Origin of the sequence: Streptomyces thermoviolaceus (assembly GCF_045209695.1) — a bacterium.
Taxonomy (GTDB): domain Bacteria; phylum Actinomycetota; class Actinomycetes; order Streptomycetales; family Streptomycetaceae; genus Streptomyces; species Streptomyces thermoviolaceus.
Genome location: NZ_CP109280.1, coordinates 2,967,988 through 2,986,339, shown reverse-complemented (window position 1 = coordinate 2,986,339; position 18,352 = coordinate 2,967,988). Strand labels below are relative to the sequence as shown.

13 protein-coding genes are annotated in these 18,352 nt (G+C 71.5%); 5 read left to right on the top strand and 8 right to left on the bottom strand.

The features are described from left to right. Positions 1–10: 10 nt before the first annotated feature. On the bottom strand, positions 11–1,837 hold the full coding sequence (locus tag OG899_RS13025; RefSeq protein WP_125499881.1) for an acyl-CoA dehydrogenase: 1,827 nt from the start codon (positions 1,835–1,837) through the stop codon (positions 11–13). A 280-nt stretch (positions 1,838–2,117) separates the two neighbouring features. Between OG899_RS13025 and OG899_RS13020 the strand changes: the two genes are divergently transcribed. The 4 genes from OG899_RS13020 (at position 2,118) to OG899_RS13005 (ending at position 5,381) form a co-directional block, all read left to right on the top strand. After that, entirely contained in the window at positions 2,118–2,546 is a 429-nt protein-coding gene (locus tag OG899_RS13020) for a calmodulin-binding protein (RefSeq protein WP_125499880.1), read from the top strand. A 39-nt stretch (positions 2,547–2,585) separates the two neighbouring features. Then, a complete protein-coding gene (locus tag OG899_RS13015) occupies positions 2,586–3,050 on the top strand; it encodes an SseB family protein (RefSeq protein ID WP_125499879.1) in 465 nt (154 codons plus the stop codon). A gap of 138 nt (positions 3,051–3,188) precedes the next feature. Beyond that, on the top strand, positions 3,189–4,166 hold the full coding sequence (locus OG899_RS13010; RefSeq protein ID WP_125499878.1) for a pirin family protein: 978 nt from the start codon (positions 3,189–3,191) through the stop codon (positions 4,164–4,166). Positions 4,167–4,355: 189 nt separating this feature from the next. Continuing rightward, positions 4,356–5,381 (top strand): AI-2E family transporter, encoded by a 1,026-nt coding sequence (locus OG899_RS13005; RefSeq protein WP_189427922.1) that lies wholly within the window; start codon positions 4,356–4,358, stop codon positions 5,379–5,381. A 48-nt stretch (positions 5,382–5,429) separates the two neighbouring features. On the opposite strand, the gene OG899_RS13000 is transcribed toward OG899_RS13005, so the two are convergent. Further along, entirely contained in the window at positions 5,430–7,595 is a 2,166-nt protein-coding gene (locus tag OG899_RS13000) for a SpoIIE family protein phosphatase (RefSeq protein WP_189427921.1), read from the bottom strand. A 434-nt stretch (positions 7,596–8,029) separates the two neighbouring features. On the opposite strand from OG899_RS13000, the gene aspS reads away from it, so the two are divergent. Beyond that, positions 8,030–9,793 carry an aspartate--tRNA ligase gene (gene aspS, locus OG899_RS12995; RefSeq protein WP_125499875.1) on the top strand — a complete coding sequence of 588 codons (1,764 nt, stop codon included), beginning with the start codon at positions 8,030–8,032 and terminating at the stop codon, positions 9,791–9,793. Between the two features lie 174 nt (positions 9,794–9,967). Here aspS and OG899_RS12990 read toward each other — a convergent pair whose 3' ends face one another. The 6 genes from OG899_RS12990 to OG899_RS12965 form a co-directional block, all read right to left on the bottom strand. Further along, positions 9,968–10,849 carry a helix-turn-helix domain-containing protein gene (locus tag OG899_RS12990; RefSeq protein ID WP_125499874.1) on the bottom strand — a complete coding sequence of 294 codons (882 nt, stop codon included), beginning with the start codon at positions 10,847–10,849 and terminating at the stop codon, positions 9,968–9,970. Positions 10,850–11,354: 505 nt separating this feature from the next. After that, positions 11,355–12,971, bottom strand: a complete 1,617-nt coding sequence (metG, locus tag OG899_RS12985; protein WP_189427920.1) for a methionine--tRNA ligase — start codon at positions 12,969–12,971, stop codon at positions 11,355–11,357. A 221-nt stretch (positions 12,972–13,192) separates the two neighbouring features. Then, positions 13,193–15,088, bottom strand: coding sequence for a VWA domain-containing protein (locus OG899_RS12980; protein ID WP_189427919.1), 1,896 nt, complete (start codon positions 15,086–15,088; stop codon positions 13,193–13,195). 114 nt (positions 15,089–15,202) lie between these two features. Then, positions 15,203–16,207 (bottom strand): endonuclease/exonuclease/phosphatase family protein, encoded by a 1,005-nt coding sequence (locus tag OG899_RS12975; RefSeq protein WP_189427957.1) that lies wholly within the window; start codon positions 16,205–16,207, stop codon positions 15,203–15,205. 32 nt (positions 16,208–16,239) lie between these two features. Then, a complete protein-coding gene (locus tag OG899_RS12970) occupies positions 16,240–17,034 on the bottom strand; it encodes an alpha/beta fold hydrolase (protein ID WP_168132347.1) in 795 nt (264 codons plus the stop codon). 292 nt (positions 17,035–17,326) lie between these two features. Further along, a complete protein-coding gene (locus tag OG899_RS12965) occupies positions 17,327–18,310 on the bottom strand; it encodes a hypothetical protein (protein ID WP_125499682.1) in 984 nt (327 codons plus the stop codon). Positions 18,311–18,352 lie beyond the last annotated feature (42 nt).

The window sequence follows — 18,352 nt, the reverse complement described above, 5'->3', positions numbered from 1 at the left end:
GCGCGGGCGGCTAGAACGCGGCCTCGTCCAGCTCCATCAGGTCCAGGTCGACGTTCTGGGCGACCTTGCGGGCGAAGGTGACGCCCGGCAGGACGTTGGCCGCGAAGAACTTCGCCGCGGCGATCTTGCCCTGGTAGAACGCCTGGTCCTTGGCGGAGGCGGTCGGGAGCTTCTCGGCGGCGACCGCGGCGCCCTTGAGCAGCAGGTAGCCGACGACCACGTCACCGGAGGCGAGCAGCAGGCGGGTGGTGTTCAGGCCCACCTTGTAGATGTTCTTCGTGTCCTGCTCGGTGGCGGCCAGGTCGGTGAGCATCGTGCCGACGATGGCCTCCAGCTCGCCGGTGGCCCGGGCGAGCTGCTCGCGGGCGGCGGCCAGCTCCTCGCCGCCGGTGCCCAGCTCGAGGAACTTCTTGATGTCCTCGGCGAGGGCGTTCAGGGCGGCGCCCTGGTTGCGGACGATCTTGCGGAAGAAGAAGTCCTGGCCCTGGATCGCGGTGGTGCCCTCGTAGAGGGTGTCGATCTTGGAGTCCCGGATGTACTGCTCGATCGGGTACTCCTGCAGGAAGCCGGAGCCGCCGAAGGTCTGCAGCGACTGGGCGAGCTGCTCGTAGGCCTTCTCCGAGCCGTAGCCCTTGACGATCGGCAGGAGCAGGTCGTTCAGGGCGTGCTCGGCGGTGGCGTCCTCGCCGTTGGCCTCCTTGACCTGGATGGCGTCCTGGATGGAGGCGGTGTACATCACCAGGGCGCGCATGCCCTCCGCGTACGCCTTCTGCGTCATCAGGGAGCGGCGCACGTCCGGGTGGTGGGTGATGGTGACCTTGGGCGCGGTCTTGTCCGCGAAGTTGGCCAGGTCCGGGCCCTGGACGCGCTCCTTGGCGTACTCGAGCGCGTTGAGGTAGCCGGTGGAGAGCGTGGAGATCGCCTTCGTGCCGACCATCATCCGGGCGAACTCGATGATGCGGAACATCTGGCGGATGCCGTCGTGCTTGTCGCCGATGAGCCAGCCCTTGGCGGGGTGCTTGTCACCGAAGGTCATCTCGCAGGTGTTGGAGACCTTCAGGCCCATCTTGTGCTCGACGTTGGTGGCGTAGACGCCGTTGCGCTCGCCCAGCTCACCGGTCTCGAAGTCGAAGAGGTACTTCGGGACGAGGAACAGCGACAGGCCCTTGGTGCCGGGGCCGGCGCCCTCGGGACGGGCGAGCACGTAGTGGAGGATGTTCTCCGCCATGTCGTGCTCACCGGAGGTGATGAAGCGCTTCACGCCCTCGATGTGCCAGGAGCCGTCCTCCTGCTGGATCGCCTTGGTGCGGCCGGCGCCCACGTCGGAGCCCGCGTCGGGCTCGGTGAGCACCATGGTGGAGCCCCACTGCTTCTCCACGGCGATCTTGGCGATGTGCTTCTGGACCTCGTTGCCCTCCTCGAAGAGGATGCCGGCGAAGGCCGGGCCGGAGGAGTACATCCACACGGCCGGGTTGGCGCCGAGGACCAGCTCGGCGTAGGCCCAGATCAGGGAGCGGGGAGCCGTGGTGCCGCCGATCTCCTCGGGCAGGCCCAGACGCCAGTACTCGGAGTCCATGAAGGCCTGGTAGCTCTTCTTGAAGGACTCGGGGATCGGCGCGGTGTGCGTCTCGGGGTCGAACACCGGCGGGTTGCGGTCGGCGTCGGCGAAGGACGCGGCCAGCTCGTTCTCGGAGAGGCGGGTCAGCTCCTCCAGGACGCTCTTGGCGGTCTCGACGTCCATCTCCTCGAAGGGGCCGGTGCCATAGACCTTGTCGCGCCCCAGTACCTCGAAGAGGTTGAACTCGATGTCGCGGAGATTCGACTTGTAGTGCCCCATGGCGACGGCTCCATCGGAGAGAAGGACTCGGCGAGGCACTGACTCCTCGCAACTTGTTCGCATACCAACTAGTAGCAACTAGTCGACTCCGATGATGCTACCCGCCAGTAATATCTGGCAACCCTCATCCGGCCATCTGTGACGCGTCTCAAGTGCGCCGACGTGCTTCCTCGCGCCGCGCCCGTCCGGGTGAGCCCTCGCCGTCGGCCGGAGGGTGTCACGCACGTCGCTGACTACGGTCGGTGATCGATCGGTTCCCCTTCGTCTACGGAGGCACTCCATGCGGCGATTGCTGACCAGGCTGGGCGGGCCGGCGGTGGCGGTGATGCTCACCGTCGGGCCGGCCCGTCCCGCGCAGGCGGCCGGCCCGGCCTACTTCGAGTTCACGGACGCCGGCCGGCGGACCGCGGTCGTCCGCATCGACGATCCGGGCACGATCCAGCACGCCCGCGATCTGCTCAGCGGCGCGACGGACCAGCAGCCCCACATCTTCGGGCGGATCGTCAAGAGCCCGGCCGCGTACAACCCGAAGTGGTCCTTCCACTACGACCCGGGCACGGTCCACTTCTTCGACGTGATGGTGGAGGTGTGCGACGCCACCACCCCCTTCGTCGAGGATCATCTCGACGAGGCGGGCGGCTCCTTCCTGCCCGGACTCTTCTGGTGTCCCTGGACTTCCCGGCTGACCCGTGAGGTTCCGGCTCCGTAGCCCCTTCGGGCGACGGGGCGGCTCGGTACGCTTCTCCCCATGTACGGCTACGACCAGAACGTGGGTGCCCAGCAGCAGTACGCCCCGCCGCAGCAGCCGATGGCCGGCGGCTACGGGCAGCAGCAGCCGCTGTACCCCGAGCCGTCGCCGCCCTCGCTCGCGGACGCGGTGCGCGCCTTCACCACCGGCCAGATGTCCGCCGAGGACTTCCAGCAGATCTTCGCCACCTCCAAGGTCTACTGCCCCCGTGGTGACACCCCGGGCTTCCTGGCGCTGCACAACACCCAGCAGCCGGTGATCCCGATGTTCACCTCGCTCAAGGAGCTGCGCCGCTACGCCGGCAAGGAGTCGAAGTACTTCGTGATCACCGGTGCCGAGGTGATCGACCTGCTGCCCACGGGGTACGGCTTCGTGCTCGACATGGAGGGCGAGCACCGCATCGTCTTCGACGCCAAGGCCGTCGAGCAGATGGTCGACTTCGCGATGCGGCGCATGTACGGCTGAGCGGCCGCCGCAGGCGCGGCGGTCGGGACCTGTGACCGGAGCCCGGAGGGAATGCCCTCCGGGCTCCTCGCGTTGGTGATGGCAGGAAGTTGAACGCTCAACTAGAGTGGGTACAGGCCACACCGAGGAGGTACTGACATGCCCGCCGTGACCGTCGAGAATCCACTGGCGCTGCCCCGCGTGGCCGCGCCCGCCGACGCCGTGGCTCGGCCCGTGCTCAGCGTCACCACCGCACCGAGCGGTTTCGAGGGAGAGGGCTTCCCGGTGCGCCGGGCGTTCGCCGGCATCCCCTATCGCCGCCTCGACCCGTTCATCATGATGGACCAGATGGGCGAGGTGGAGTACGCGCCCGGCGAGCCGAAGGGAACGCCCTGGCACCCCCACCGCGGCTTCGAGACCGTCACCTACATCATCGACGGGATCTTCGACCACCAGGACAGCCACGGGGGTGGCGGCACCATCACCAACGGCGACACCCAATGGATGACGGCCGGCAGCGGCCTGCTGCACATCGAGGCCCCGCCGGAGCATCTGGTGGTGTCGGGCGGCCTGTTCCACGGCCTGCAGCTGTGGGTGAACCTGCCCGCCAAGGACAAGATGATGGCCCCGCGTTACCAGGACATCCGTGCCGGCAGCGTGCAGCTGCTGACCTCCCCGGACGGCGGCGCGCTGCTGCGCGTCATCGCCGGAGAGCTCGACGGCCACAAGGGGCCCGGTATCACGCACACGCCGATCACGATGATCCACGCCACGCTCGCACCGGGCGCCGAGATCACCCTGCCCTGGCGGGAGGACTTCAACGGCCTGGCCTATGTGCTGGCCGGACGGGGCACCGTGGGCGCCGAACGCCGCCCGATCGAGCTGGGCCAGGCCGCCGTGTTCGGCGCCGGTTCCTCGCTCACCGTCGGCGCGGACACCCGGCAGGACTCCCGCACGCCCGACCTGGAGGTGGTCCTGCTCGGCGGCCGGCCCATCCGCGAACCCATGGCCCACTACGGCCCGTTCGTGATGAACACCAAGGAGGAGCTGCTGCAGGCCTTCGAGGACTACCAGAAGGGCCGCCTCGGCACCATCCCCGCCGTCCACGGCATGACGGAGAGCGGCCCGCAGGACTGACCGGCCGGGCCGCAGGACCGATCGGCCGACCGCAAGGCTGACCGGGCCGCACGGCTGATCGGCCCCAGGGCTGACCGGTCGGTCCGCAAGACCGACCGGTCTGCTGCACCGGCCGGTTCTGCCGCGCATCTCACCCGGGCGGGCCGTCCGCGCAGGACAGCCCGCCCGGGGGCGTGGTGCCCTTGAGGCGTGCACCTGCTGCCCGAGTCCGTCCGCCGCTTCGCCGCCTGGTGTGCCGTCGCGCTGCTGGTCGCCGGGGTGGTGTGGATCGTGGTGCGGTTGTGCGTGACCTTCCGTACCACCGTCACCCCGATCCTGCTGGCGCTGCTCGGCACCGCGCTGCTGCGGCCGCTGTACCGGGGGCTGGTGCGGACCCGGATCAACCGGTCGCTGGCGGCCGGCATCACCTGTGCCGCCGTCCTGCTCGCCGTCGGCGGCGTCGGCTACATCGTGGCCCTCGCGCTGATCGAGAGCGGGCCGCAGATCGTGACCTCGCTGGAGCGCGCCGCCCAGTCGCTCGCCGGCTACTTCGGGGCCGCCGGGACCTCCCTGAAGGACCTGGCCTCCCACGCCCGGCAGCTGCTGTCGAAGTTCGGCGGCACCGCCCTGTCCAACCTCATCAGCGGCGTCAGCGTGCTCGGCGAATACATCGCCATGGCCGTCCTGGCGCTGCTGCTCGTGTTCTTCTTCCTGCGCGACGCCCCCCGGATCCTGCGCGGCCTGCGGGCGCTCGCCCCGGGTGACAGCGCGGACACCATCGAGGCCGTGGCCCGGCGGGCCTTCGCGGCCGTCGAGGGCTTCATGCGCGGCACCACCCTCATCGCGCTCATCGACGCGGTGTGCATCACCGTCGGCCTGCTCCTGCTGTCCGTGCCCGGCGCCCTCGGCCTGGGCGCGCTGGTCTTCGTCGGGGCCTACATCCCCTACCTGGGCGCGTTCATCTCGGGTGCGCTGGCCGTGCTGGTCGCGCTCGCCGACCGCGGGTTCGTCGTCGCGCTGTGGGTGCTGGGCGTGGTGCTGGCCGTGCAGGTGCTGGAGGGCCATGTGCTCCAGCCGCTGATCCAGAGCCGCACCGTGCAGATGCACCCGGCGGCGATCCTGCTGGCGCTCACCGCGGGCGCGTCGGTCGCCGGGATCGTCGGCCTGCTGCTGGCGGTGCCGCTGACCGCGGCGGCCTTCGGCATCGTGCACGAGCTGCGCGACCGCCACCCGTGAGCCCGACCGGATGCGGGGCGAGGAGCCCCATGTGTCCTCTCGTACGGCTCAGGCCTTCTCGTGCAGCTCGAACCAGATGCTCTTGCCCACCCCGCGCGGCTCGACGCCCCACTCGTCCGCCAGCAGCTCGATCAGCACCAGGCCGCGGCCGTGCGAGGCCAGCTCCCCGGGCCTGCGCCGGTGCGGCAGGTCCTCACCGGCGTCGGTGACCTCGACCCGGATCCGCCGTTCGCCCTTCTCCCCGCCCACCTCGGCCAGCACCAGCGCGTCGGTGTCGGTGTGCACCAGCACATTGGCCAGCATCTCCGACATCAGCAGCACCGCCGAGTCCACCTGGTCCGCGGACGGCCAGTCGTGCAGCAGCTCCCGCAGCTGCTGGCGGGCCACCGCGATCCGCTCCGGCTCGGCCTGTGCCACGGTCAGCAGGGTGCGCCGCGACTCCGGGCGCACGGGCCGGCCGGGCTGCCGGGTCAGCAGCAGCACGGCGATGTCGTCCTCGCGGCGGTCGGCCAGCGGGCCGGTGGTGTGGTGCGAACTCGGCCCGTGCACGCCTTGCACCAGCGCGTCGGCCAGTTCCTCGGTGCCGCCCTCGTGCTGCTCCAGGATCGTCCGGATCCGCTGCCAGCCGGTGTCCAGGTCGTGACCGCCGGTCTCGATCAGGCCGTCGGTGCAGATCATCATGGTCTCGCCCGGCTGCAGCACGAACCGCGTCGTGGGGTAGTCGGCGTCCGGATCGATCCCCAGCGGCAGTCCACCCGCCGTCGGACGGAGCAGCACCGTGCCGTCCGCCATCCGGATCACCGGGTCGGGGTGCCCGGCACGGGCGATCTCCAGCGCGCCGGTGCGCGGATCGACCTCGGCGTACAGGCAGGTCGCGAAGCGCAGGTCGAGATCGTCCCCGGACGCGTGCTCGCCCCCGGTGCCGGCCCGGGTGCCGCTGTCGAGGATGCCGTGCAGGAACCGGGAGGCACGGGAGAGAACCGCGTCGGGCCGGTGACCCTCGGCGGCATAGGCCCGCAGTGCGATCCGCAGCTGGCCCATCAGCCCCGCGGCCCGCACGTCGTGGCCCTGCACATCGCCCATCACCAGCGCGAACCGGCCCACGTCCCCGGCCTTCCTCGCGCACCCCGTGGACGGGCTGCCGGGCAGCGGGATCATGTCGTACCAGTCGCCGCCGACCTGCAGACCGCCGCCGGTGGGGATGTAGCGGGCGGCCAGCTCCATGCCGGGGACCCGGGGCCCCAGCGTCGGCATCATCGAGCGCTGGAGTCCCTGGCTCAGCTCCCGCTCGGTCTCGGCGGTCCCGGCCCGCGACAGCGCCTGGGCGAGCATGCGGGCCACCGTGGTCAGCACCGAGCGCTCGTCGGGGGTGAAGGCGACCGGATGGTTGAACGCGGCCAGCCAGGCGCCCAGGGGCCGGCCCGAGGCGGTCAGCGGCAGATACGCCCAGGACCGGCGGTGGAAACGCTCGGCCAGCGGCCAGGTCAGCGGATAACGGGACCGGTACTCCTCGGGCGAGGAGATGTACACCGCCCGTCCGGTGCGCACCACCTCGGCGGCCGGATAGTCCGTCTCCAGCGACATGTGCTCGAACGGCCGCTCGTCGCTCGGCATCTGCCCGTAGTGGCCGATGATCGTCAAATGGTCGCCCTCCACGCCGAACACCGCCAGGCCGCTGGGCGAGAACCCGGGCATCGACAGCCCGGCCGCGACCCGCAGCACCTCCGCGGTGGACCGGGCCTCGGCCAGCGCACGGCCCGCGTCCAGCAGGAACGCCTCCCGGGAACGCCGCCAGTCACCGGTGACCGCGTGGGTCCGCCCGGCCGGGGAACCCGGGGTGGGCTCGGCGACCTCCTGCAGGGTGCCGGTCAGCGTGTATCCCTTCTGGGCCTCGTCGACCACCGGCCGGGAGCGGCTGCGCACCACGCGGATGACCCGGCTTTCCTCGTCCATGACACGGAAACGCACCTCGGCGAGGGTGTGCTCCGCGGCGGCGAGCCGCACCACGCCGGTGATCTCGTTCCAGTCGACCGGGTGGATCCGGGCGCGCACCTCGGCCTCGGTGAGGGTGGCCGGCTCGGGAGGCAGCCCCATCAGCCGTGCGGTCTCGGCATCGACCCAGACCTGCCCGGTGACCGTGTCCCAGTGCCACAGCCCGGTCGCTAGAGAGGCGAGGACGTCCCCCACGGCGGGCAGGGGCTCACCAGTGCGCATTTCTCAACTGTAGGAACAGGGTCACGCACGCTGCCACCGAAGCAGGACGGGCCACGGGCCCTCGTACGGCCCGGGACCCGACCGGGACACGGCGGCCCGCACACCGCGCCACCGCGCCCACGGACGGGCGGCGGCGCAGTACGCGGTCCGGCGGCGGCGCGCACGCGGCCCGGCGACGGTGCGGGTGCAGCCCAGCGGCGCTGCGGGGCCACGGGCCCTGTCGCACCCGCAGGGCGGTGGTGGTGCGCGGCAGGACGGCCGTGGCGCGTACGCGGCCGGCCCGGCGCAGCCGCGGGCGCCGGGGCCGCGGCGCGCGCCGAGAACGGAATCAGGGGCGAGCCGACGGTGGGGCGGCCGGTACGCTTGGTAGGTCCGGGCCGGTGGCGTGCAGGCGCCCCGGTGGTCCCTGATCCGCGAAGACTGGATGAACGACGATGCATCGGTACAGGTCCCACACCTGCGGGCAGCTCCGCGCCTCTGACGTCGGCACCGGCGTCCGGCTCAGTGGCTGGCTGCACAATCGGCGCGACCTGGGCGGCATCCTCTTCATCGATCTGCGCGACCACTACGGCATCACGCAGCTCGTCGCCCGCCCCGGCACGCCGGCCTACGAGGCGCTGGACAAGCTCTCCAAGGAGACCGTGATCCGCGTCGACGGCACGGTGGTTTCACGTGGAACCGAGAACGTGAACCCGGACCTGCCGACCGGTGAGATCGAGATCGAGGTCAGCGAGGTCGAGGTGCTCGGTGCCGCCGCCCCGCTGCCCTTCACGATCAACACCGAGGACGGCGTCAACGAGGAGCGGCGCCTGGAGTACCGCTTCCTCGACCTGCGCCGCGAGCGCATGCACCGCAACATCATGCTGCGCACCCAGGTCATCTCGGCGATCCGCCGCAAGATGGTCGAGATGGGCTTCAACGAGATGGCGACGCCGATCCTGTCCGCCACCTCGCCCGAGGGCGCGCGCGACTTCGTGGTGCCCTCGCGTCTGCACCCCGGCAAGTTCTACGCGCTGCCGCAGGCCCCGCAGCAGTTCAAGCAGCTGCTGATGATCTCGGGCTTCGACCGCTACTTCCAGATCGCGCCGTGCTTCCGTGACGAGGACGCCCGCGCCGACCGCTCGCCCGGCGAGTTCTACCAGCTCGACGTCGAGATGAGCTTCGTCGAGCAGGAGGACGTCTTCCAGCCGATCGAGAAGCTGATGACCGAGCTGTTCGAGGAGTTCGGCGGCGGTCGTCACGTCACCTCGCCCTTCCCGCGGATCCCGTACCGCGAGGCGATGCTCAAGTACGGCTCCGACAAGCCGGACCTGCGCGCCAAGCTGGAGCTGGTCGACATCACCGACCTGTTCGAGAACTCGGAGTTCAAGGCGTTCGCCGGCAAGCACGTGCGTGCCCTGCCGGTGCCGGCGGTCCAGGACCAGCCGCGCCGCTTCTTCGACCAGCTGGGCGACTACGCGGTGTCGCTGGGCGCCAAGGGTCTGGCCTGGGTGCGCGTCGGCGAGGACGGCTCGCTGACCGGCCCGATCGCGAAGTTCCTCACCGAGGACAACGTCGCCGAGCTGACCAAGCGCCTGTCGCTGGCCCCGGGCCACGCGGTGTTCTTCGGCGCCGGTGACGTCGACGAGGTCTCGAAGATCATGGGCGCGGTGCGCGTCGAGGCCGCCCGCCGGGCCGGCCACTTCGAGGAGAACGTCTTCCGCTTCTGCTGGATCGTCGACTTCCCGATGTACGAGAAGGACGAGGAGACCGGTCAGATCGACTTCTCCCACAATCCCTTCTCCATGCCGCAGGGCGGCCTGGAGGCCCTGCAGACCCAGGACCCGCTGGACATCCTCGGCTGGCAGTACGACATCGTCTGCAACGGTGTCGAGCTGTCCTCCGGCGCGATCCGGAACCACGATCCGGAGATCATGCTCAAGGCCTTCGAGATCGCCGGCTACGACCGGGAGACCGTCGAGGAGAAGTTCGCCGGCATGCTCCGCGCGTTCCGCTTCGGCGCCCCGCCGCACGGTGGTATCGCCCCCGGCGTCGACCGCATCGTCATGCTGCTGGCCGACGAGCCCAACATCCGCGAGACCATCGCCTTCCCGCTCAACGGCAACGCCCAGGACCTGATGATGGGCGCCCCCACCGAGCTGGAGGAGGCCCGCCTGCGGGAGCTGCACCTGTCGGTGCGCAAGCCGCAGCCGAAGTAAGTCCGAGCCGGATCTCTGCCGCCGGGGCGGGAAGCGAGCGCGCTTTCCCGCCCCGGCGGCGTATGCCCACGGGGACGTCCTTCTTCTCCCGGCACCTTCCGGCTCACCCGTGTACGGGCCGGAGCACTGCGGACACGCACACCCGTGACCGGTCCGAGTGCTGGTGGCGTGTTCTCATCCGGACGCGCCGTTCTCGGCGCGGCAGTCGCGGCAGCGGCCGGGGGCCGGGGCGCGGAAGGCGCGGTCGCAGCCCTCGCAGGTCTGGAAGGGATGGCGCGGCTCGGGAGCCGGAGCCGGAGGTGCGGGCGTTCCGGGCCGTGGCAGGGGCGGCAGCTGGGCGGTGAGACGGTGGGCGAGCAGGGCGGCCGGGCGGATCAGGGGCTCGTCCGGCAGGTTGGCCGTCAGGGCGTGCCGTACGGCGCTGGGCGCGAGGTCCCGCTCCAGCCAGGCGGCGACGCCCGGGACGAGGTGTTCGGCGTCGGCAGCGGACAGGAACAGGCGGGGGTCGTGGCGGCGCAGCCCGGCGAGGACGTCCATGGCCGCCTGGAGCAGCCCGGGTGCCCGGCATGACGGCTGGGGCACGGCGGGCAGGCGTTTGCGCGGCCTCGGCTCGTCGGCGCCGGTGCGCCGGGCGGGCCTGCGCGCGGCTGTCGCGGCCGTCGGGCGAGACCCGTGATGCCCCGGCCTGTTGCAGGACACGGTGCGGGTGATGATCCGGCCGGTGGCGGTCCGTTCGCGGCTGCGGCGCAGGTAGCCGTGGGATTCGAGCTCTCGCAGGGCGGCGGCGATGCGGGTGGGGCCCTCGGGGAAGCGGGCGGCGAGGGTCTTGATGTCGACGGGGGTGCCGGGCTTCACCGACTGGATGTAGCAGGCCAGCCCGATGGCGAGCAGCGACAGCTCCGGGTGCTGGGCCAGGTGGTTGCCGATGACGGTGAAGTTCTCGGTGTGCCGGACGTGGTCGTGGACGACGCCGGCGACCGGCTGCCCTCCGGAGTGGTTTTTGCCCCGGGTCCGGGACCGGACAGGCATGGTCGGGCTAGGGTTTTCAGTACCCATCGGGAAGGCCTCTACTTCCTCGGTGGTCAGGCCCTCGCACCGGGAGTGCCAGTCCCGGCGAGGGCCGTTCCATGTCTGGGATCGGTCAGCTGCTGTCGGCGCCGAGCGTAAGCCAGACAACAGGGCCGATATCCGGCCCACTGGGCATATTCACCCGCGGGGGTGAGTTTGCCCGGCGGGAGGGAGGGGTGGGGTTTGGTGCGGTCCTTTTTTCCCAGTGCTTGCTTCAGGGAGAGCGCCGACGGCACCGGAGACCGCGTTTTCATGTTCCGGTGACTCTTGCGACGGACAACCGAGTTCCGCTCGAACGGTTTTCCGGGGCGGTGGCCCGCGGTCACTCTCCAACGGTCCGCCGGGGCGGCCGCGCGAAACAGCCCTCTGTCGGACTGGCGTAGGCGGCCGGGAGCCGATCTGTGCTCAGCACGATGCGGAGACAGGCCGGGGCCCGGGAGACGGACGTGTGTCTCCCGGGCCCCGGCCTGTGGTCGTGCGTGCGGGCGCCCGCTTACGCGGCCGGCTTCTCCTCCAGGCGCGGGAAGAGGACCGCGCCCTTGGTGATCGTCGAACCGGCGGGGAGCTTGCCCCACTGGCCGGCCTCCTGGATCCGCTGATCGGCGAGGGCGCCCAGGGTCGCCTCGGCGCCCAGGGAGTCCCACAGCTTCTGCGAGGTCGTCGGCATGACCGGGTTGAGCAGGACGGCGACCGCGCGCAGGGACTCCGCGGCGGTGTAGAGGATCGTCGCCAGGCGGGCCTTGCCCTCCGGCGAGTCGTCCTTGGCCACCTTCCACGGCTCCTGCTCGGTGATGTAGCCGTTGACCTGCTTGATGAAGTCGAAGACGGCCAGGATGCCGCCCTGGAAGTCCAGCTCCTCGCCGATCTTCCGGTCGGCCTCGGCGACCGCCTTGGCCAGGCCCTCGTGGATCGCCTTCTCGGCGTCACCGTCGGCCGTCGCCTCGGGCAGGCTGCCGCCGAAGTACTTGCCGACCATGGCGGCCACGCGGGAGGCGAGGTTGCCGTAGTCGTTGGCCAGTTCGGAGGTGTACCGGGCGGAGAAGTCCTCCCAGGAGAAGGAGCCGTCCTGACCGAAGGCGATCGCCCGCAGGAAGTACCAGCGGTAGGCGTCCACGCCGAAGTGCGAGGTGAGGTCCTGCGGCTTGATGCCGGTCAGGTTCGACTTCGACATCTTCTCGCCGCCGACCATCAGCCAGCCGTTCGCGGCGATCTTCTTCGGCAGCGGCAGGCCCTGCGCCATCAGCATGGCGGGCCAGATCACCGCGTGGAAGCGCAGGATGTCCTTGCCGACCAGGTGCACGTCGGCCGGGAAGGTGGACTCGAACTTCTCCGGGTTCTCGTTGTAGCCGACCGCCGTGGCGTAGTTCAGCAGCGCGTCGACCCACACGTAGATCACGTGCTGGGGGTCCCACGGGATCGGGATGCCCCAGTCGAAGGTCGAGCGGGAGATCGACAGGTCCTGCAGGCCCTGGCGGACGAAGTTGACCACCTCGTTGCGGGCGGACTCCGGCTGGATGAAGTCCGGGTTCGCCTCGTAGTGGGCGAGCAGCTTCTCGCCGTAGGCGCTCAGCTTGAAGAAGTAGTTCTCCTCGCTGAGGATCTCGACCGGCTTCTTGTGGATCGGGCAGAGCTTCTGACCCTCGTACTCGCCCTCGCCGTCGAGCAGCTCGCCGGGGAGCTTGTACTCCTCGCAGCCCACGCAGTACGGGCCCTCGTAGCCGCCCTTGTAGATCTCGCCCTTGTCGTACAGGTCCTGCACGAACTCCTGGACGCGGTCGGTGTGCCGCTTCTGCGTGGTGCGGATGAAGTCGTCGTTCGCGATCTGGAGGTGTTCCCAGAGGGGCTGCCAGGCCTCCGTGACGAGTTTGTCCGCCCACTGCTGGGGCGTCACCCCGTTCGCGTCGGCCGTGCGCATGATCTTCTGACCGTGCTCGTCCGTGCCGGTGAGGTACCACACCTTCTCGCCGCGCTGACGGTGCCAGCGCGTGAGCACGTCCCCTGCGACGGTCGTGTAGGCGTGGCCCAGGTGAGGAGCGTCGTTGACGTAGTAGATGGGGGTGGAGACGTAGAACGCCTTCCCCGCCTGCTTCTCGGATCCAGTGGCCGCCATGGGCGAAATCCTACTGGTCCCGTGAAGATCGACTCACATGAGTTTCGGGGGGTGGACGGCCGTGTACGGCGTCCACCCCCTGCTGCGGACTGCCCACCGGAGGCCCTGGTCACGGGCGGAATCGGTGCGCTCACGGGCCCGGTCACGGACGGGTGCGGACCGGACACGAGTGGTGTGGGTACGGCCCGGTCACCGGTGGGGGCCGGCCGGTCACGCGTCCGTCACGGGCGCCAGGCGGCCAGGACGCCCTCGTACAGCTGCTTGTCGGTCAGCTCGCGCGGGGCGGGACCGGCGTGGAAGAAGGACGTGTTGCCCGTCTTCAGGCGCCGCAGGTAGTCGAAGGCCTTGTTGTCCGGCTCACCGAAGGCGACGAAGGCGAAGAACAGGGAAGGGTGGTTCTTCGCCGCATCGGCGAGGGACCGGGTGGCCGGGGTCTTCGAGTCCGGCGCACCGTCCGTCTGGAAGATCACCAGGGCGGGGGCCGAGGGGTCCTCGGACTTCTGGTGCTCGGCGATCACGTCCGCCACGGCCGTGTGGTAGCTGGTGCGGCCCATGCGCCCGAGGGTCGGGTGCACCTTGTCGATCTTCTTCTCGTGGTCGGTGAGAGTGAGCGTGGTGGTGCCGTCGACCGCCGTGGAGAAGAACGTGACATGCACCGTGGCCTCGGGGTCGAGGTGCGCGGCGAGCGCGAGCGCCTGGTCGGCGAGGGCCTGCGCGGAGCCGTCCTTGTAGTACGGGCGCATGCTCGCGCTGCGGTCGAGGACGAGGTACACCTTCGCCCGTGTCCCGGTCAGACCCTGCTTCTTGAGCGTGGCGGTGGCCGCCTTGTAGGCGGTGGCCAGCCCCGGCGCGCGGCGCTTGACCCGGGTGAGGGACACGGCGGGCTTGCGGGGGGCTTCGGGGGCGGGGGTCGTTTCGGCTGTTTCGGCCGATTCGGTTGTTTCAGTCGTTCCAGCCGTTCCAGCCGTTTCAGTCGGTTCAGCCGTTTCGGCAGTGGTCTCGGGGGCGGGAGTCGGTGCCGACGCTGCTGCCGGTGCCGGCTCGGTGGTGGGGGCCTCGGTGGCCGGCTTGTCGGTGGTGGGGGTCGCGGTGGCCGGTTCCTCCACGGCGGATGCTTCGGTGGCAGGTGCGGCGGCGACGGTGTCGTCGTCGGAGGCCGGGGTGTCGGCGGGCTTCGTGTCCGACGCCGTGGGGTCGTCGGCAGCGGCCGTGGCGGTCGCCGGTCCCTCGGTGGCCGTGTCGTCGACGGCAGGGGTGGCCGCCGGCGTGTCCGCGGGGGTGGCGTCGGCGGCAGCGGCGTCCACGACCGGGGCGTCGGCGGCAGCGGCGTCCACGACCGGGGCGTCGGCGGCAGCGGCGTCCACGACCGGGGCGTCGGCGGCCGGGGTGTCAGAGGTGGCGGGCTTGTCGGCCGGTGCCTGGTCGGTGGTCGGTTCTTCGGCCTTCGCGTTCGTCTCGGCGGTGGTCGGTTCTTCGGTCTTCGCGTTTGTCTTGTCGGTGGTCGGCTCTTCGACCTTCGCGTTCGTCTTGTCGGTGGTCGGCTCCTCCGCCTGGGCCTTCGTCTCGTCGGCGGCAGGCGTGCCGGTCACCGGCTCTTCTGCCACGGACTTGGCGGACACCGGCTCCTCGGGTTCCGCGGCCTTGGGCTCCGAGGTCTCGGACACCGACTGCTCCGGCTCCGACTTCTCGGCCGTTCCGTCAGTGGTGGGCTTGGGCGCCGTCTCTTCGGCGGCCGGGGCGTCGGCGGACGACACGTCGGCCGGTTCCTTCCCGGCGGACGGCTCCGGCGCTGACGGCTCCTCCTGCCGCGGCGCGTCCACGGGGCGGGACGGCCTGGGGACCTTGACCTTGCCGAAGGCGGCGGTGACCAGTTCGTGCTCCTCGCGCTCCACGGTCGGCGAGGTGCGCGGGTCGGGAACATGGGGCGTGTCCGCGGACGCGGTGTCCGTGGTGGTGGAGGTGTCGGCGGCGGAGGACGGGGCCTGGGCTTCCGGCTGCTCAGCGGAATCGGTGGGCGGGGGCGTCTCCTGGGTTTGCGTCTGTTCCGCACCCTCTGCCGCGGCCGTACGCCCCTTGCGCCGGCCGAACACGTTCCGCAGGCGAGTGAGAATGCCCATGTGCGCACCCCTTGCTGAGTTGTTCCCGTCGATCTCTGGCCAGGACGGACACGTAAGGTTAGCGGCCTTTCGCGGCGATCCAGGGCAGGGGCGAGAGGCGCTGCACGGGCCGTGTCAAGGGCGCCCGGAGGCCGTCCGGGGCGCGTAGAGCGTGAGGTTGGCCAGCACGGCACGGTGGTCGGTGCCGGACAGGTGGGGGAAGCGTACGCGAGTCGCGGCGAAGCGGTCCGCGGAGACCAGGATGTGATCGATCTGGACGCCCAGGGTGGGGGTGGTGCGGGCGGGCCAGGTCGGGGTGCGGTCGGCGGTGAGGTGGGCCGCGTCCTGCAGGCCGGTGTCGAGGATGCGGCGGAAGGCGGCGTGGTCCTGGGAGGCGTTGAAGTCGCCGGCGAGGATCGTGGGGGTGTGCGGGTCGACCGCGGCGAAGGCGCGCAGCCGGTCCAGCTCGCGGCGCCAGAGGGCGACCCGGCCGGGCAGCGGAGGCACGGGGTGGGCCAGCTGGAGACGCACCGGGTTCCCGCGCACGTCGGCGATCGCGCCGGGCATGCCCATGGTGCCGGGGACGCCCCGTGTGCCGCGCAGCGCAAACGTGCTGAGGATGAGGGAGCCCCGCGAACCGGATGCGGCCACGGCCTGGCGGTACGGGTAGCCCGCGCCGATCTCCTCCAGCAGGGTCGCCCGGCAGTGTTCCTCGCACTCCGCCACGAAGACGACGGACGGATGCTCGGCGCGGACGACCGTCACCAGGGCGTCGGTGGCCCGGCCGAACTGGACGTTCGCGGTCAACACCCGCAGCCCCGCGACCGCGGTGCCGGTGGGCGTGCGGACCGTGCCGTACGGCTCGATGGACCAGGCCAGCAGGCCGAGGAGCACCACGCCCCACACGCCCCCGGGCAACCAGCGGCCGCGCAGGGTCAGGGCCAGGCCGAGGCCGGTGGGCGCGAGCAGCCACGGCAGGAAGGCGAGCAGCTGCGGGACGGGGGTGATGCCGTCGGTGCCGGTGATCCGGCAGCCGACGACCACGCTCACCACGGCGAACAGCAGCCCGGCGCACCCGACCGCGCCGCGCCTGCGGCGGCGCGGTCGCCGTGCGGCGCCGTCGTCCGGTTCACCGTTCAGCCTGTCCCGGGGCGCGGCCACGGCGGAGTGGCCTACGAGGCCCGGTCGAGCCGCCGCAGGAACATGCCGAGAACGCGGTTGAACTCGTCCGGGCGCTCCAGGTTGGGCATGTGGGCCGCACCCTCGACGACATGGAGCGTGGAGTCGGGCAGGGCCCGGTGCATCTCCTCGGCGTCCGTGACGGGGGTGTAGGTGTCCTCGGCGCCCACGACGACGAGGGCGGGCACGGTGACACGGGTCAGCAGTTGTCGGTAGTCGGGGCGTTCGGCCCGTCCGCGCAGGGCCGCCGCGGCGCCCTCGGGTGCGGTGGCGGTCATCATCCGGTGGACGTGTTCCCTGACCCGGGGGCCGGCGTCGGACAGGACCATCCGGTCCAGCACCTCGTCGGCGTAGCCGCGCATGCCCTCGCGCAGCAGACGGTCCGCCATGGCGTTGCGGGCCCGCTTGCCCTCGTCCGTCTCCGGGGCGGCGAAGGTGTCCGCCAGGACCAGGCCGCGGATGCGCTGCGGGAACTGCCGGCAGCACTCCATCGCGATCTGTCCGCCCATCGACAGCCCGGCCAGGACGAAGGTGTCCACCTTCAGCTCGTCCAGCAGCTCCTCGATGTCCTGGGCGAACCGGGCCGGCGGGGTGATGCCGGGGACCACCGGGGATGCGCCGTAGCCGCGCAGGTCGGGAGCGACGACCCGGCGCTCCGGGGAGAAGGCGGCGAGCTGCGGGGCCCACATCGTGCGGTCGAAGGGGTGGCCATGGACCAGGACCAGCGGCAGCACGGACGGCGACCGGCTTTCGCCGCCTTCGTCCTCGTATGCGAGCAAGGGCGCCATGGCAGCGACCCTAGGCGCGCCCAACTGCGGTGCGCAACAGGGTGTTTGCGCTCGGTACAGCGTCTGCGGCCGCCGCCGTGCCGCCGCTCGCGGTGCGGCTGCCCTGCCGTCCGCCGTGCCGCCGTTCGCAGCGCCGCTGCCTTGTCGTTCGCCGTGCCGCCGTTCGCAGCGCCGCTGCCCTGCCGTCCGCCGTGCCGCCGTTCGCAGCGCCGCTGCCTTGTCGTTCGCCGTGCCGCCGCCCATGGTGTCGATGTCGGCCGTCCCGCGCGCTGCCGATCCTGCGAGCGCGCGGTCAGGCCTTCACCCGCGTCGGCTGCTGGGGCTGGGCCGGAGACTGCGCCGCGGAGCCTCGCCGGCGTCGCCGCAGTGGCAGGCGCGGGCGGCGCCGGGGGCTCGGTGGATGCGGGCCGGGTGGGTGCGGGCGCCCGGCGCGGCGGCGGACGAGCCAGGTCAGGGCGGCCGCGGTCAGGCCCAGGGCGATCAGCACCCAGGCGGTGGTGCGCAGGGTGGCGGTCAGGGCGTCGTAGACGGCGCCCGCGGCCGGAGGGGAGACGTCGTCCGGCAGCCCGGCGAGTGTCAGGCGGCGTCCCACCGTGACCGTGAGGGCGAGGAGCGCGCCGCCCAGGGCGGTGCCCAGCGCGGTGGCGGTCACGGCGCGGCGGCGGTGCACGGCCAGTGCGATGCCGGAGGCGGCGAAGACGACGGCTCCGACGGGCAGCCAGAACCCGGCGAGCTGGAGCACGTGGTACCCCGTCCGCAGCCGGCCCAGATCCTCGGCGGGCACCAGGGCGACCTCGGTGTGCGTGACGGGGATGCGGTCGGCCAGCGGCATGTTGTCCTCGGTGAGGCGGGCCTTGACGTGGGCCGCGACCGGGGCGAGATCGACGGTGACCGGCTGGTCGCGGGCACCGTCGTCCTGGCGCAGGGCGCGCAGCACGGCGTCGTGGGCGGCCCGGTTGCCCTCGGTCCACACGGTGCGGAAGGCCGCGGTCTGGGTGAAGGACCGCACCGCGTCGTGCACGAACGGCACCACCATCCCGGACAGCAGCCGGGCGTCCGTGCCCGGCCGGATCTGGGCCACGATGGCGTCGCCGACGGTGTCGGCGATGGCCTCGCGCACGTCCGGGTCGCCGGCCAGCGGCGTCACGGTGGTGACGTAGCGGCCGGTGTCGGCGAGCCCGTACGCCACCCAGGCCGACAGCGCACCCAGGGGCACGAGCAGGCACGAGAGAGCGATCAGTACGGCCGACAGGCCGCTGCGCAGGCGTCGGGACACACCTCCAGCGAAGCTGGCCGTCGAACGCTCCGCGAGCGGGGA